The sequence below is a fragment of the Shimia sp. MMG029 genome (assembly GCF_027947445.1).
In the GTDB taxonomy this organism is placed as follows: Bacteria; Pseudomonadota; Alphaproteobacteria; order Rhodobacterales; family Rhodobacteraceae; genus Shimia.
On the sequence record NZ_JAQJIM010000008.1, the window covers coordinates 86,764 to 100,745 of the forward strand.

Here is a 13,982-nt window from a genome sequence, read left to right on the forward strand (position 1 = left end):
CGACAGGCAAGCGCATGAAATGCAAGATATTTTTGCGCTTGCCGATTTGCCCCAGATGCAGCAATGATGAGCTTCATCATGGGGATGATACAAACTAAGGTTGAGGCATTGAGTACTCTAGAGAAAGACACCACACGTATCTTTGGTGTGGTGAAGTGGTTCGATCCGGTCAAAGGATTCGGCTTCATTGTTTCTGATGAAGGTGGTCCAGATATCTTGCTGCATGCGAATGTTTTGCGCAATTTTGGCCAAAGCTCTGTTGCGGATAATTCCGTTATTGAGGTGTCGATCCAGACGACAAATCGCGGTGCACAGGCCGTTGAAGTGCATAAAATCGAAGCGCCGATGACAGAGGCTCCTGTGGCTTTGGCGGACTTCGAAGGTATGGACCTGAGTGAGATTCGCGCCACCCCTCTGGAGCCAGCACGGGTGAAGTGGTTTGACAAAGGCAAGGGCTTTGGCTTTGCCAATGTTTTTGGCAACTCGGAAGATATTTTCCTGCACATCGAAGTTCTGCGCCGCTCTGGCCTGGCGGACCTTCAGCCGGGTGAAGCCTTGGCGCTGCGTGTGATCGACGGTAAACGTGGTCGCATGGCAACCGAGGTATTGGCGTGGGAAAACGCAGCATTGGAACTTTCCTAAAACAGAAGAAGGGCGCCGGCCAAAAGATCGGCGCCGTATTGGTCGCAGTGGCTTTGTCTGGCATGTTGCCAGACCGCAGCGCGGCCCAAGGTGCCTGCCGAGAAGACACCCTTTGGATCAAAGGGGACTGGGGGCAGGCGCGATTCTCCGTAGAAGTGGCAGATACGTTTGATGAACGTGCGCAGGGCTTGATGAATCGCCCGGCGATGGCTGCCAGTGGGGGTATGATTTTCATTTATGAGCGCACGGGACCCGTGTCTTTCTGGATGAAAAACACACTGATTCCTCTCGATATGCTGTTTGCAGATGAGGCCGGTGTGATTCAGCACATACATCACGAGGCGATTCCCCTTGATGAGACCCCGATTCCGGGTGGAGAAGCCATCCGATACGTGCTCGAAATCAATGGCGGAATGGCAAAATCTCTAGGAATTACAAAGGGAAGCGCCATGCGGCACCCATTTTTTTTACAAGAAATCGCAAACTGGCGTTGTTAGGGGTTTTCATTCCCGAACAGTGGGGGTAAACGGTGCCTCACGGATCGGGGCGTAGCGCAGCCTGGTAGCGCACCTGTTTTGGGTACAGGGGGTCGCAAGTTCGAATCTTGCCGTCCCGACCACCGTTCCTCTGGGGTAACCCACTGAGGAGAAAGAAAAAAAGCGTCACCTTCGGGTGGCGCTTTTTTCTGTTTAAGGGCTGGTTTGGGCAAGGCGACTTTGTCAAAGTTCTGCGCAAGATGTCGTTTGGTTTTCTTCCATATGTCTACGTCGCTGCGTGCTGCTGTGTGATCGGGTTTCAGGTTGCTTTGATCTTTGGGGCACCGTGGGGCGAGATTACGCAGGGAGGGCAGGTAAAAGGTCCGCTGCCTGCCAGAGGCCGCCTAGTGGCGGTGCTTTCTATTTTCATTTTGGTTGGTATGGCATTCGGGATCACGTCTCAGACAGGGTGGTGGCCACATTGGCCCGCGTGGACCGGTTGGGCTGCTTTGGGGGTGCAGGGTGTGTCCTGTGTTGCGAACTGGATCACGCCCTCACGGCCAGAGCGACGCCTGTGGGCGCCAATTACGCTGGTGATGTTCATCACAGCTAGCATCGTTCTTTTTGCCAATTAACGTGGGTTTGAGAGATGCGACCAGGGGTGTTGCACAAATAAAAAAAGGCGCTGCAAATGCAGCGCCTTTCTTTCCAATCACCGGCGGCTTACAGCAGCGCCAGATCCACAGCACTTTCGCGGCCGTCACGGCCCGCGCGCAGCTCGTAGCTGACTTTTTGGTTGTCTGCGAGGCCGGTCAGACCGGAACGCTCAACAGCAGAAATGTGTACAAACACATCGTTGCCGCCTTCGTCCGGTGCAATGAAGCCGAAGCCTTTGGTGGTGTTGAACCATTTGACGGTGCCTGTGGCCATCGTCGTTTCTCCTGATCTTATGCTGTCCACGGAATGCAACAGCGCGGCTCGGTCACATGATCGAATGACTGAGTCCAAAATAGGAGCAGATGGTCGAAGATGAAAACTTAGCGCTTTTTATCTGTATGCCTTAACGCCGCATTGCAAGCTGTATCGTGTGAAAATTGCATGAAAAGCGGCATTCTGCTGTGCTTGAGTGGCAATTGGGACGTGGTTTTGACGGTTTGAACGGGACTAATCAACCTTAGGGAGAGGGAGTGATTTGGGCTGCACTGTTTAATCTATGGGCGTTGATCGGCGCGCGCGTGGATTATTTTGACCGGTCGGTAAAAAATTGTTGCCTGAGTCGAATCCCTGTGCAAGCCTGAGTGGGTAGCCAAATAGGTGTCTGGGAGGTCTTATGTCCAACACACTGTTCAGCAATGGCATTCAGGCAGGGCGACTGACCTCTGCGGAACTGGCCGAAAATTTTGGGGATTTGCACCCCCGCTTTGATGATCACGAGGCACTTGTTGCCGCGGATCGCTGTTACTTCTGTCACGATGCGCCTTGTATGACGGCCTGTCCGACAGACATCGACATTCCATTGTTCATTCGCCAGATCGCCACCGGCACGCCGGAAGCGGCGGCCAAGACGATTTTGGATCAGAATATTCTGGGCGGCATGTGCGCGCGTGTGTGCCCGACAGAGACCCTGTGTGAGCAGGTTTGCGTGCGCGAGACAGCGGAAGGCAATCCGGTGGAGATTGGTCGCTTGCAGCGCTATGCCACAGATGTGCTGGTGGATGCGGGCGTACATCCGTTTGAGCGCGCAGCCTCCACAGGTAAGAAAGTGGCGGTTGTGGGCGCGGGGCCTGCGGGGCTTTCTGCGGCGCACCGTCTGGCGATGCATGGTCATGACGTGACCGTTTATGATGCGCGCGCCAAGGCGGGTGGGCTGAATGAATTTGGCATCGCGGCTTATAAGTCGGTCGACAGTTTTGCGGAGCGCGAGGTGGACTGGCTGCTGCAAATCGGTGGTATCTCGATTGAGACCGGCAAGAAGCTGGGCGACGGGCTGTCGCTGGAGCGCTTGAAGGCCGAGTTTGACGCGGTGTTCCTGGGCATTGGTCTGGGCGGCGTGAACGCGCTGGGTGTGGACGGCGAGGACAAGGACGGCGTGGAGGATGCGGTGGATTTCATCGCGGAGCTGCGTCAGGCCAAGGATCTCACCCAGTTGGAAATCGGGCGCGATGTTGTGGTGATCGGCGGCGGGATGACCGCAGTTGATGCCGCGGTGCAGGCCAAGCTGCTCGGCGCGCTGAACGTGAGCCTTGTCTATCGCCGTGGCAAAGATCGCATGAACGCCTCAGAATTTGAGCAGGATCTGGCCGCCTCCAAAGGGGTGCGGATTATCACCAATGCGTCGCCCAAAGCGGTGATTGGCAATGGCGCGGTGCGCGAGATCGAGTTTGAGTACACCGATGATGATTTGAAGCCGACGGGGCAAAGTGTGCGTCTGGTGGCGGATCAGGTGTTTAAGGCGATTGGTCAGACGTTGGTGGGCGAAGGCTTGCCGGCGCTGGAATGGGGTAAGATCAAGGTTGATGAGACCGGCCGGACCTCTGTGGAGGGCATCTGGGCCGGGGGCGATTGTGCCACGGGTGGCGATGATTTGACCGTGACCGCCGTTGCCGAGGGCCGCGATGCGGCCGAAGACATTCACGCTGCACTGTCGGCGTAAGGTAGGAGATAAGCGATATGGCCAATCTCGAAAGTGATTTTGTCGGGATCAAATCCCCCAACCCGTTTTGGCTCGCATCCGCGCCGCCGACGGATAAGGAATACAACGTGCGCCGCGCATTTGACGCCGGCTGGGGCGGCGTTGTCTGGAAGACGCTGGGGGCGGAAGGCCCGCCGGTGGTGAACGTAAACGGGCCGCGCTATGGCGCGATTCACGGTGCGGATCGGCGTCTGCTGGGGCTCAACAACATTGAGCTGATCACCGACCGTCCGCTGGAGGTGAATCTGGAGGAAATGGCGCGGGTGAAGCGGGATTATCCTGATCACGCGCTGATCGCCTCGGTCATGGTGCCCTGTGAGGAGGATGCGTGGAAGCGCATCCTGCCGATGATCGCAGAAACCGGCTGTGACGGGTTTGAGTTGAATTTTGGCTGCCCGCATGGCATGGCTGAGCGGGGCATGGGTTCCGCTGTGGGGCAGGTGCCGGACTATATCGAGATGGTGTCGCGCTGGTGTAAAGAGGCCACCGACCTGCCGGTGATTGTGAAGCTGACGCCCAACATCACCAATATTCTTTATCCTGCGGAAGCCGCGCTGCGCGGTGGGGCGGATGCGGTGAGCCTGATCAATACGATCAACTCGATCACCTCGGTGAACCTTGATGCGATGAGCCCGGAGCCGATGATTGATGGCAAAGGCACGCATGGCGGCTATTGCGGCCCTGCGGTGAAGCCGATTGCGCTTAATATGGTGGCAGAGATCGCGCGTAACCCTGAAACCGCGCGCCTGCCGATTTCTGGCATTGGTGGCGTGACCACCTGGCGGGATGCGGCGGAGTTCATGGCGCTGGGGGCAGGCAATGTGCAGGTCTGTACGGCGGCGATGACCTATGGCTTTAAGATCGTTCAAGAGATGATCTCTGGTCTGTCCCAGTGGATGGATGAGAAGGGCTATACCTCCACCGCAGATTTTGTCGGCATGGCGACGCCGAATGTCACCGACTGGCAGTATCTGAACCTCAATCACGTGACCAAAGCGGTGATCAATCAGGACGATTGTATCAAGTGCGGGCGCTGCTATGCGGCCTGTGAGGACACCAGCCATCAGGCGATCGAGATGTCAGAAGACCGTGTGTTCACCGTGAAGGATGACGAATGCGTGGCCTGTAACCTGTGTGTCAACGTGTGTCCGGTGGAGAACTGTATCACCATGCGCACGCTGGATGTGGGTGAGATGGATGAGCGCACCGGGACGCCCGTTGCGGCCGAATATGGCAACTGGACCGCGCATCCCAACAATCCCGCGGCGACAGCTGCAGAGTAAGTCGTCGCAAGACGCAGATGCGCCGCTGCTGGGGATGGCAGCGGCGCATTTTTTTGACGAAGAACAAGCGTGTTGGTGCCGTGGGCTCAGACGGTGAGCAGCTTGCGGTACATTTGTTCCAGATAGGTTTCGGCCCCATCCAGCACATCGGTTTCATCCGCTGTAAGCACGCGAACCTGCGCATCAAAATCGGCGTAGTGCTGGGTTGTGGCCCAGATGGAAAACAGCAGATGGCGTGGTTCAACCGGGGCAATGCGCCCCTCTCTCACCCAGCGGTTGATCAGGGTGACCTTGCGATCAAACAACGGCTTTAGCCCGGTTTCCAGATGCGGGGCCATGCGCGGCGCGCCTTGCACGATCTCATTGGCAAACAGCCGGCTTTCGCGGGGAAACTGCCGGCTCATTTCCAGTTTGCGGTGCACGTATCCCAGGAGTTCCTCAAGCGGTTCCCCCTCGGCGTCCAAGCCTTCCAGCGGGTCCAGCCAGGTTTCCATCAACTGGTTGAGGAGCGTGACGTGAATGTCTTCTTTGCCACTGAAGTAATAGAGAATGTTGGGTTTTGACAGACCGGCCTGCTCGGCGATCAAGTCGAGTGTTGCCCCCCGGTAGCCATGCCCTGAAAACACCTCGAGCGCGGCATCAAGGATGCGTTTGCGATTGCGCTGCTGAATGCGGCTGGGTTTGCGGGTTGGGGCCTCAGGCATATTGTTTTCCATAGCTCGGTCACATTTAGGCTAATAGAGCGCGCTGGCGCGGTCCATAGGGCAATAACGTGCGCGCCTTATGCTCAGCTTAGCGCGCCGATGCCACGCAGAATGATGGATTTGATATTGTTTTTCGCCTCGTCCCATTGCGCATCTGACAGCGGGGCACCGTGGTTGAGGGTTTCGATCTGGTGGCCAAAATCGGCATAATGCTGCGTGGTCGCCCAGAGCATATAGAGCAAATGCCGGGGATCGATGGGCTGCATGCGCCCTTCGGCAATCCAGCGTTCGATCACTTTGACTCTGCCGTTTGTCCATTCTGCCAGCGTGGTTTCGAGATAATCCTGAATAACAGGCGCTCCGTGCATTACTTCGCTGGCCCAGACTTTTGAGCCATCCGGGTGGCGGCGGGAGATCTCCATTTTGGCATCAATGTAGGCGCCGATGCCATCTTCGGGGCCTTCGGCGTTGTCAAAGGTGTCAGCGGCCTGAAGCCAGATCTCAAAGATATTCTGAACCACCTGTCGATAGAGTAACTCTTTGGTAGGAAAGTAATAATGCAGGTTTGCCTTGGGCAACCCGGCCACATCGGCAATGAGCTGCATGGTGGCGCCACCAAAACCGGCCTCCGCGAACACTTTTTCCGCTGCTGATAAAATCAGCGTTTCTGCCTCTTTGCGGCGCAGTTTTTTGCTGTTGGAGGGGCGTGTTGTGGACATGAATGGGGCCTTGAGAATTTTCTTGACCGAATGGTCAGGCTGTGTTGCTCTGAAATTGACCATACGGTCAGGATGACCGTGAAAGCAAGAGCCCCGCCAGCGAGGAACCGACTTAAAAAGTCAGGAATCCAGGCCAAACTAGGGAGTGAAGTCATGGGTGCACCCGGAGAAAATCTGAAGGTGAATGGCGACCGATTGTGGGACAGTCTGATGGAGATGGCCAAAATCGGCCCCGGTGTGGCAGGCGGCAACAACCGCCAGACGCTGACCGATGAGGACGCTGAGGGGCGCGCGCTGTTTCAGACATGGTGTGAAGAAGTGGGCTGCACCATGGGGCTCGATACCATGGGCAATATGTTTGCCACCTATCCTGGAACGGATCCTGACGCCTTGCCAGTGTATATGGGCAGCCATTTGGACACCCAGCCGACGGGCGGGAAGTATGACGGGGTGCTTGGGGTCTTGGGGGGGCTGGAAGTGCTGCGCAGCATCAAGGATCTGGGCATCAAAACCAAACACCCGATTGTTGTGACCAATTGGACCAATGAGGAAGGCACGCGGTATGCCCCGGCGATGTTGTCCTCTGGTGTGTTTGCGGGCGTTCACACGCAGGACTGGGCTTATGCGCGCGAAGATGCGGAAGGCAAGACATTCGGCGATGAACTAGTGCGGATCGGCTGGCGTGGCGATGAGGACGTGGGCGCGCGCAAGATGCACGCGATGTTTGAGCTGCACATCGAGCAGGGGCCCATTCTGGAAGCAGAAGGCAAGGACATTGGCGTTGTCACCCATGGGCAGGGCCTGAGCTGGACGCAGGTCACGATTGAGGGCAAGGATGCCCACACCGGATCGACCCCGATGCCAATGCGCAAGAATGCGGGTCTTGGCATGGCGCGGATTTTGGACAAGGTGGATGAGATCGCCTATTCCCATGCGCCCCATGCGGTGGGCGCGGCAGGCCACATCGATGTCTATCCGAATTCGCGCAATGTGATCCCCGGCAAGGTGGTCTTTACCGTCGATTTCCGCAGCCCGGAGCTGTCGGTGATTGAGGACATGGAAGCCCGCCTCAAGGTTGAGGGCCAGAAGATCGCTGACGACATGGGCCTCACGATTTCCTTTGAGAAGGTGGGCGGATTTGATCCGGTGAAATTTGATGAAGGCTGCGTGACGGCCGTGCGCAATGCGGCGGAGCGTCTGGGCTATAGTCACACCAATATCATCTCAGGTGCAGGCCATGATGCCTGCTGGATCAATCAAGTGGCGCCGACCGCGATGATCATGTGCCCCTGTGTGGACGGGCTTTCGCACAATGAGGCGGAAGAGATTTCCAAAGAGTGGGCGGCGGCAGGCACTGATGTGCTTTTGCATGCGGTGCTCGAGACGGCTGAGATCGTCGAATAATTTAGCGACCGGGAGCGTGGCTCCCGGACCCCGGTACACTTTCCAGAAAGAGAAAGCGGGGCGCAGACATAGCGCCAATGGCGCAGCATATTCAGGGAGTGAAGATATGGCGACGAAAGTCATCAAAAACGGCACCGTTGTGACGGCAGATCTGTCTTATGAGGCGGATGTGCTGATTGAGAACGGTCAAATCATCGAGATTGGCAAGGGCCTCAAAGGCGACGAAGAGCTGGATGCGACCGGCTGCTACGTGATGCCGGGCGGGATTGACCCGCATGTGCATTTGGAAATGCCGTTTATGGGCACCTATTCCAGCGATGATTTTGAGAGCGGCACGCGCGCCGGGTTGGCGGGCGGCACCACCATGGTGGTGGATTTCTGTCTGCCTAATCAGGGCGAGAGCCTGTTGGATGCGATCAAGCGTTGGGACAACAAATCCACCCGCGCCAACTGTGACTACTCTTTCCACATGGCGGTGACCTGGTGGGGCGAGCAGGTTTTCAACGATATGAAGACCGTGATCGAGCAACGCGGCATCAACACGTTTAAACACTTCCTCGCCTATAAAGGCGCGTTGATGGTGAATGACGATGAGCTGTTTGCCTCGTTCAATCGCCTCTCAGAGCTGGGCGGGATTGCCATGGTGCACGCCGAAAACGGCGATGTGGTGGCGGAGATGACCGCCAAGCTGCTGGCCGAAGGCAATGTGGGGCCGGAAGGTCATGCCTATTCGCGGCCCACGCAGGTGGAAGGCGAAGCCACCAACCGTGCGATCATGATTGCCGATATGGCCGGTGTGCCGCTCTATGTGGTGCACACATCCTGTGAAGAGGCGCATGAGGCGATCCGGCGCGCGCGGATGCAGGGCAAACGCGTTTGGGGCGAGCCGCTGATTCAGCACCTTACATTGGATGAGAGCGAGTATTTCAACCCGGATTGGGACCATGCCGCACGCCGGGTGATGTCGCCACCGTTTCGCAACAAGAAACATCAGGACAGCCTCTGGGCCGGTCTGCAATCGGGCAGCCTGAGTGTGGTGGCGACTGATCACTGCGCCTTCACCACCGAGCAGAAACGCTATGGTGTTGGCGATTTCTCCAAGATCCCCAATGGCACTGGCGGGCTTGAGGACCGGATGCCGATGCTCTGGACACATGGTGTGGAGACCGGGCGGCTGACACCCAATGAGTTTGTCGCGGTGACCTCCACCAATATTGCGAAAATCCTGAACTGTTACCCCAAGAAAGGCGCGGTTCTGGTGGGGGCGGATGCGGACTTGGTGGTCTGGGATCCGGCCAAGACCAAGACGATTTCCGCAGGCAGCCAGCAGAGCGCCATCGACTACAACGTCTTTGAAGGGCAAGAGGTCAAAGGTCTGCCACGCTTTACCCTGACACGGGGCCATGTGGCGGTGCATGACGGGGAGATCCGGACGCAGGAAGGCCATGGCAAGTTTGTGGAGCGCGAAGCCAACACCACGGTGAACAAGGCGCTGTCTACCTGGAAAGAGCTGAGCGCGCCGCGCCCTGTGGAGCGCACAGGCATTCCGGCGACGGGTGTGTGATGCGCTTAGGCGGGCACCAGATCCTCAAGCTCGGGCAGGAGGCGCACGCTTTCCTGTTCGTGCGGGTCGGTGCGCGCGATGATCGCGACAGCCTCCACCGTGCCGGTGTTGATCGGCAGGTGGGGCACGCCCGCAGGGATATAGACCAGATCGCCCGGATCGGTTTCCATATAGTGCTCAAGCTTTTCGCCCCAATACATCGCGGCGGAGCCTTCCATCACATAGATCGCCGTTTCATGGCTTTCATGCAGATGGGCTTTGGCGCGACCGCCGGGCGGGATGCGCAGGATGTGCATGCAGATGCCCTGAGCACCGGTGGTTTCGCGGGCAATGCCCTCAAAATAGCTGAACCCCTGTTTGCCGGCATAAGTGCCGCCGGGGCGCAGCTTTTGGCATTTGGTGGGCATAGAAGAAGATGTCATGGGGGCGTGCTCCCGAAAAAGGCAATAATGATATGACTATGACAGATGGGGAGAACGGTGTGTCAACCGTGATCAGCGCCAAGAACCTGAGCCTGACCTTTGAGACCAACGATGGTCCGGTGCATGCGCTTAAGGATGTGAACCTTGATATCAAGAAGGGGGATTTTGTCTCCTTCATCGGGCCTTCGGGCTGTGGGAAGACCACGTTTCTGCGCTGTATGGCCGACCTTGAACAGCCCACGGCGGGGGAGATCACCGTCAATGGGGTGAGCCCGGAGGAGGCGCGCAGGGCGCGGGCTTATGGCTATGTGTTCCAGCATGCGGGCCTGTATCCGTGGCGCACGATTGGCGGCAACATTCGCTTGCCGCTGGAGATCATGGGTGTGGACAAGGCCGAGCAGGACAAATCTGTGAAAGAGGTGCTGGAGCTGGTGCATCTGGAGGGGTTTGAGAAAAAGTTCCCCTGGCAGCTGTCTGGCGGGATGCAGCAGCGGGCCTCCATTGCGCGCGCGCTGGCGTTTCATGCCGATATTCTCTTGATGGATGAGCCGTTTGGCGCGCTCGATGAGATCGTGCGCGATCACCTGAATGAGCAGCTGCTGGAGCTATGGGCGCGCACCAACAAGACCATTGGTTTTGTGACGCACTCCATTCCCGAAGCGGTCTATCTCTCGACCAAGATTGTGGTGATGAGCCCGCGTCCGGGGCGCATTCATGATGTGATTGAGAGCACGTTGCCCAAAGAGCGGCCGCTCGACATTCGCGACAGCCCCGAATTCATCGAGATTTCCCATCGCGTGCGCGATGGACTGCGGGCGGGGCATGAAAATGACTGAGCTGCAGATCAGACGGGCGACGCCTGAGGATGTCGAGGCCATGGCGCAGATCGTCTGTGACTGGGAGGCCGCGACGGAGTGGATGGACTCTGCCTATGGGCCGGAGGAGATTTCCGGGTTTATCCGTGAGGCCATGCCGGAGCGGGAGATGTGGGTCGCCGGAGACCCAATTGAGGGCTATCTCTCCTATGATCCCAAAGCGACGCGCGTGGGCGGGCTTTATTGCCGCAAGAGCGGGCAGGGGCTGGGCAAAGCGCTGATGGACAAGGTGAAAGAGGGGCGTGATGTCCTCTGGCTCACCACCCATGAGCCAAACCTGAAAGCGCAAAAGTTCTACAAACGCGAAGGGTTTGTCGAAGTGAGCCGCCATGATGCGGAGCCGCCTGAAACAGTGCGCGAAGTGCGTATGGAGTGGCGGCGATGAGAAACCTACTCCCGATCTTGACCGTTCTGGCCGCAATTGTGGGCATCTGGTGGTTGGCGGTGGCGCCGATGAACGTGCGCCCCGCGCTGGATATTGCCGAACGGGGCGGTGCAGTTGTGGTGCCGGAAGGCTCAGTGCAGCGCCGCGATGTTTCCGTCTTCAAGCTGATGCTCGACAACCCGTCGCTGGTGGCTGCGGGCTATGATCTGAAGCGGCCGCGGTTGCCGACACCGGCGCAGGTGGGGGAGGAGCTGTGGAAGACAACTGGCGCTATGGTGGCCAAGGGGCGGGCCTGGTCCAAACGCTCGCTGATCTATCACGCCTGGGTGACGTTGCAGTCCACGCTCTGGGGCTTTGTGCTGGGCACCACGGTGGGCATTCTGGGCGCGGTGGCGATTGTTTATAGCCGTGTGTTTGACATGAGTGTGATGCCCTGGGCGATTATTAGCCAGACTGTGCCCATTGTGGCCTTGGCCCCGATGATCATCGTGGTGTCCAATCAGGTGGGCATTGAGGGGCGCGGCGTGCCAAAGGCGATCATCTCTGCCTATCTGTGTTTCTTCCCGGTGCTGGTGTCGATGGTGAAGGGCTTGCGCTCCCCGACGGGGGAGCAGTTGGATCTCTTAAAAACCTATAACACCAGTGGGTTGCAAAGTTTTCTTAAACTGCGTTTGCCGGCAAGCGTGCCCTATCTTTTCACCGCGCTGAAGGTGGGTATTGCCGCAGCGCTGGTGGGCACGATTGTGGGGGAGTTGCCCACAGGCGCGATCAGTGGGTTGGGCGCGCGGATCCTGATCGGGGATCAGTTTGGCACGCCGCTGGCGATCTGGTCGGCGCTGATCTGCGCGGCCATTCTCGCCGGTGTTCTGGTGACACTGATTGACATCACTCAGCGGGTGACACTGCGCAAGATGGGGTTCCACGGATGATCTGGATTGTTGCAATGCTGGTGTTTTGGGCGGCAGCCTGGCGCACCAATGTATGGCTGGCAAACTCGGCCTATGCGGAGCAGACGGCGGTGCGCATCGCGGTGCCGGTGCTGTTTGGGATCACCATTCTGGTGCTGTGGGAGTGCCTTGTGCGTGGCTTTGGTGTCAGTCAGGTGATCTTGCCACCGCCCAGTCAGGTGATGGTGGTGTTTGCACAATCTACCGACATATTGTGGGTGGATTTTGTGCAAACGGTGCTGAAAGGCGCGTTGCGTGGCTTTCTGATGGGGGCGGCGGCGGCCTTTGTTGCGGCGTTGCTGATAGACCGCAGTGCGTTTCTGACCCGCGGGTTGCTGCCGATTGGCAATTTTGTCGCCGCGCTGCCGATTGTTGGTGTCGCGCCAATTTTGGTGAACTGGTTTGGGTTTGACTGGCATTCCAAAGCCGCCGTGGTGGTGGTGATGGTGTTCTTTCCCATTCTGGTGAACACCGTGCAGGGGCTGCGCGCCACGGATGCGATGCAGCGGGATCTGATGCGCACCTATGCGGCGGGCTATTTTCAGACGCTGCTGAAACTGCGCATTCCGGCGGCGCTGCCTTTCATTTTCAACGGGTTGAAGATTGCCACAACCCTTGCTTTGATAGGCGCTATTGTCGCTGAATATTTTGGGTCGCCCACGCGGGGCATGGGATTTCGCATCTCAACCGGCGTTGGCAGCCTGTCGATAGATTTGGTCTGGGCTGAGATTTTTGTCTCAGCGCTTGTGGGCAGCGCCTTTTACGGGGTTGTTGCCTGGATCGAAAAGCGGGTGACCTTCTGGCACCCATCACAAAGAGGTTGAACAACAACCCAAATAATATTCAACAAGGAGAAACTTTCATGAAACTCTCGACGACTTCTTTAACGGCCGCGGCGCTTTCCCTTTTGGGCTCCGCCGCCTGGGCCGCAGATGATGTGACGCTTCAGCTGAAGTGGGTGACCCAATCACAGTTCGCGGGCTACTACGTGGCGCTGGAGAACGGTTTTTACTCGGATGAAGACCTGAATGTGACCATCAAGCCGGGTGGCCCGGACATTGCGCCGACACAGGTGCTGGCCGGTGGCGGCGCTGACGTGACCGTTGAGTGGATGCCAGCGGCGCTGGCGGCGCGTGAAAAGGGCTTGCCGATGGTGAACATCGCGCAGCCGTTCAAATCGTCGGGCATGATGCTGACCTGCCGCAAGGATGCGGGTGTGGCGACCACCGATGATTTTGCCGGCAAGACGCTGGGCGTTTGGTTCTTTGGCAATGAGTTTCCTTTCCTGAGTTGGATGTCGCAGCTGGAGCTGGGCACCGATGGCGGGGACGCCGGTGTTGAGGTGCTGAAGCAGGGTTTCAACGTGGATCCGATCCTAAACGGTCAGGCGGCTTGTGTCTCGACCATGACCTACAACGAATACTGGCAGGTGATTGATGCGGGGCTGACCCCGGATGACCTGACCACATTCAAATACGAAGATCAGGGTGTGGCGACGCTGGAAGACGGGCTTTATGCGCTGGAAGAGAACCTTGCCGATCCGGCCTTTGAGGACAAGATGGTGCGCTTTGTACGTGCCTCGATGAAAGGCTGGAAGTGGGCTGAGGAGAACCCGGCGGATGCGGCGATGATCGTGCTGGAGTATGATGAAACCGGGGCGCAGACCGAAGAGCATCAGGTACGCATGATGGGGGAAATTGCCAAGCTGACCGCTGGCTCCAATGGCGCGCTTGATCCGGCGGACTATGAGCGCACGGTGGCAAGCCTGATGTCTGGCGGCTCTGATCCGGTGATCACTGCGGCACCTGAAGGCGCATGGACCCACGCTATCACCGACAAAGCGCTGAAGTGATTGATCGTCTTCAGTTG

General features: G+C 57.9%; 15 protein-coding genes and 1 tRNA gene. 12 read left to right on the forward strand and 4 right to left on the reverse strand.

Going from position 1 to position 13,982, the window contains the following annotated elements; genetic code table 11:
- The first annotated feature begins 84 nt into the window (after positions 1-84).
- The 3 genes from PJL69_RS16960 to PJL69_RS16970 all read left to right on the forward strand — a co-directional run bounded on the left by PJL69_RS16960 (position 85) and on the right by PJL69_RS16970 (position 1,261).
- The gene (locus tag PJL69_RS16960; RefSeq protein ID WP_209099596.1) at positions 85-642 is read left to right on the forward strand and encodes a cold-shock protein; all 558 of its coding nucleotides are present in this window, start codon (positions 85-87) and stop codon (positions 640-642) included.
- Positions 643-704: 62 nt separating this feature from the next.
- Positions 705-1,139: a DUF192 domain-containing protein gene (locus PJL69_RS16965; RefSeq protein ID WP_271310825.1), complete on the forward strand. Its 435-nt coding sequence runs from the start codon at positions 705-707 to the stop codon at positions 1,137-1,139.
- Between the two features lie 45 nt (positions 1,140-1,184).
- Positions 1,185-1,261, forward strand: a tRNA-Pro gene (locus tag PJL69_RS16970).
- Positions 1,262-1,841: 580 nt separating this feature from the next.
- Here PJL69_RS16970 and PJL69_RS16975 read toward each other — a convergent pair.
- Positions 1,842-2,048, reverse strand: a complete 207-nt coding sequence (locus PJL69_RS16975) for a cold-shock protein (RefSeq protein ID WP_209099303.1) — start codon at positions 2,046-2,048, stop codon at positions 1,842-1,844.
- 400 nt (positions 2,049-2,448) lie between these two features.
- Between PJL69_RS16975 and PJL69_RS16980 the strand changes: the two genes are divergently transcribed.
- The gene (locus PJL69_RS16980; RefSeq protein ID WP_271310728.1) at positions 2,449-3,771 is read left to right on the forward strand and encodes an NAD(P)-dependent oxidoreductase; all 1,323 of its coding nucleotides are present in this window, start codon (positions 2,449-2,451) and stop codon (positions 3,769-3,771) included.
- Between the two features lie 17 nt (positions 3,772-3,788).
- Positions 3,789-5,093: an NAD-dependent dihydropyrimidine dehydrogenase subunit PreA gene (gene preA, locus PJL69_RS16985; protein ID WP_209099312.1), complete on the forward strand. Its 1,305-nt coding sequence runs from the start codon at positions 3,789-3,791 to the stop codon at positions 5,091-5,093.
- A gap of 86 nt (positions 5,094-5,179) precedes the next feature.
- Here preA and PJL69_RS16990 read toward each other — a convergent pair whose 3' ends face one another.
- Positions 5,180-5,797 (reverse strand): TetR family transcriptional regulator C-terminal domain-containing protein, encoded by a 618-nt coding sequence (locus tag PJL69_RS16990; RefSeq protein WP_271310826.1) that lies wholly within the window; start codon positions 5,795-5,797, stop codon positions 5,180-5,182.
- 83 nt (positions 5,798-5,880) lie between these two features.
- Positions 5,881-6,516, reverse strand: a complete 636-nt coding sequence (locus PJL69_RS16995; protein WP_271310729.1) for a TetR/AcrR family transcriptional regulator — start codon at positions 6,514-6,516, stop codon at positions 5,881-5,883.
- 153 nt (positions 6,517-6,669) lie between these two features.
- Here PJL69_RS16995 and PJL69_RS17000 point away from each other — a divergent pair, with 153 nt between their 5' ends.
- Together PJL69_RS17000 and hydA are read left to right on the forward strand one after the other, a co-directional pair.
- Positions 6,670-7,920 (forward strand): Zn-dependent hydrolase, encoded by a 1,251-nt coding sequence (locus tag PJL69_RS17000; RefSeq protein ID WP_271310730.1) that lies wholly within the window; start codon positions 6,670-6,672, stop codon positions 7,918-7,920.
- A 106-nt stretch (positions 7,921-8,026) separates the two neighbouring features.
- Positions 8,027-9,484: a dihydropyrimidinase gene (gene hydA, locus PJL69_RS17005; protein WP_271310731.1), complete on the forward strand. Its 1,458-nt coding sequence runs from the start codon at positions 8,027-8,029 to the stop codon at positions 9,482-9,484.
- A gap of 5 nt (positions 9,485-9,489) precedes the next feature.
- On the opposite strand, the gene PJL69_RS17010 is transcribed toward hydA, so the two are convergent.
- Positions 9,490-9,906 carry a cupin domain-containing protein gene (locus tag PJL69_RS17010; protein ID WP_247738653.1) on the reverse strand — a complete coding sequence of 139 codons (417 nt, stop codon included), beginning with the start codon at positions 9,904-9,906 and terminating at the stop codon, positions 9,490-9,492.
- Between the two features lie 38 nt (positions 9,907-9,944).
- On the opposite strand from PJL69_RS17010, the gene PJL69_RS17015 reads away from it, so the two are divergent.
- The 5 genes from PJL69_RS17015 to PJL69_RS17035 are packed head-to-tail and all read left to right on the forward strand — an operon-like array spanning position 9,945 to position 13,965.
- Positions 9,945-10,742 carry an ABC transporter ATP-binding protein gene (locus tag PJL69_RS17015; RefSeq protein ID WP_271310732.1) on the forward strand — a complete coding sequence of 266 codons (798 nt, stop codon included), beginning with the start codon at positions 9,945-9,947 and terminating at the stop codon, positions 10,740-10,742.
- Complete coding sequence (locus PJL69_RS17020) at positions 10,735-11,166, forward strand: GNAT family N-acetyltransferase (protein ID WP_271310733.1); 432 nt, start codon at positions 10,735-10,737, stop codon at positions 11,164-11,166. The genes PJL69_RS17015 and PJL69_RS17020 overlap by 8 nt, the downstream gene beginning before the upstream one ends.
- Positions 11,163-12,095 (forward strand): ABC transporter permease, encoded by a 933-nt coding sequence (locus tag PJL69_RS17025; RefSeq protein WP_271310734.1) that lies wholly within the window; start codon positions 11,163-11,165, stop codon positions 12,093-12,095. Before PJL69_RS17020 ends, PJL69_RS17025 begins: the two co-directional genes overlap by 4 nt.
- Positions 12,092-12,937 carry an ABC transporter permease gene (locus PJL69_RS17030; RefSeq protein ID WP_271310735.1) on the forward strand — a complete coding sequence of 282 codons (846 nt, stop codon included), beginning with the start codon at positions 12,092-12,094 and terminating at the stop codon, positions 12,935-12,937. The genes PJL69_RS17025 and PJL69_RS17030 overlap by 4 nt, the downstream gene beginning before the upstream one ends.
- Positions 12,938-12,975: 38 nt before the next feature.
- Complete coding sequence (locus tag PJL69_RS17035; protein ID WP_271310736.1) at positions 12,976-13,965, forward strand: ABC transporter substrate-binding protein; 990 nt, start codon at positions 12,976-12,978, stop codon at positions 13,963-13,965.
- Positions 13,966-13,982 lie beyond the last annotated feature (17 nt).

Excerpts from the sequence above, each read along its gene's own strand:
- PJL69_RS17020 (WP_271310733.1), top strand. The coding sequence starts at position 10,735 with ATGACTGAGCTGCAGATCAGACGGGCGACGCCTGAGGATGTCGAGGCC.
- PJL69_RS16960 (WP_209099596.1), top strand. The coding sequence starts at position 85 with ATGATACAAACTAAGGTTGAGGCATTGAGTACTCTAGAGAAAGACACC.
- PJL69_RS17030 (WP_271310735.1), top strand. The coding sequence starts at position 12,092 with ATGATCTGGATTGTTGCAATGCTGGTGTTTTGGGCGGCAGCCTGGCGC.
- PJL69_RS17015 (WP_271310732.1), top strand. The coding sequence starts at position 9,945 with ATGACAGATGGGGAGAACGGTGTGTCAACCGTGATCAGCGCCAAGAAC.
- PJL69_RS16980 (WP_271310728.1), top strand. The coding sequence starts at position 2,449 with ATGTCCAACACACTGTTCAGCAATGGCATTCAGGCAGGGCGACTGACC.
- PJL69_RS17010 (WP_247738653.1), bottom strand. The coding sequence starts at position 9,906 with ATGACATCTTCTTCTATGCCCACCAAATGCCAAAAGCTGCGCCCCGGC.
- PJL69_RS16975 (WP_209099303.1), bottom strand. The coding sequence starts at position 2,048 with ATGGCCACAGGCACCGTCAAATGGTTCAACACCACCAAAGGCTTCGGC.
- PJL69_RS16965 (WP_271310825.1), top strand. The coding sequence starts at position 705 with ATGTTGCCAGACCGCAGCGCGGCCCAAGGTGCCTGCCGAGAAGACACC.
- PJL69_RS16990 (WP_271310826.1), bottom strand. The coding sequence starts at position 5,797 with ATGCCTGAGGCCCCAACCCGCAAACCCAGCCGCATTCAGCAGCGCAAT.
- preA (WP_209099312.1), top strand. The coding sequence starts at position 3,789 with ATGGCCAATCTCGAAAGTGATTTTGTCGGGATCAAATCCCCCAACCCG.
- PJL69_RS17035 (WP_271310736.1), top strand. The coding sequence starts at position 12,976 with ATGAAACTCTCGACGACTTCTTTAACGGCCGCGGCGCTTTCCCTTTTG.
- PJL69_RS17000 (WP_271310730.1), top strand. The coding sequence starts at position 6,670 with ATGGGTGCACCCGGAGAAAATCTGAAGGTGAATGGCGACCGATTGTGG.
- PJL69_RS16995 (WP_271310729.1), bottom strand. The coding sequence starts at position 6,516 with ATGTCCACAACACGCCCCTCCAACAGCAAAAAACTGCGCCGCAAAGAG.
- PJL69_RS17025 (WP_271310734.1), top strand. The coding sequence starts at position 11,163 with ATGAGAAACCTACTCCCGATCTTGACCGTTCTGGCCGCAATTGTGGGC.
- hydA (WP_271310731.1), top strand. The coding sequence starts at position 8,027 with ATGGCGACGAAAGTCATCAAAAACGGCACCGTTGTGACGGCAGATCTG.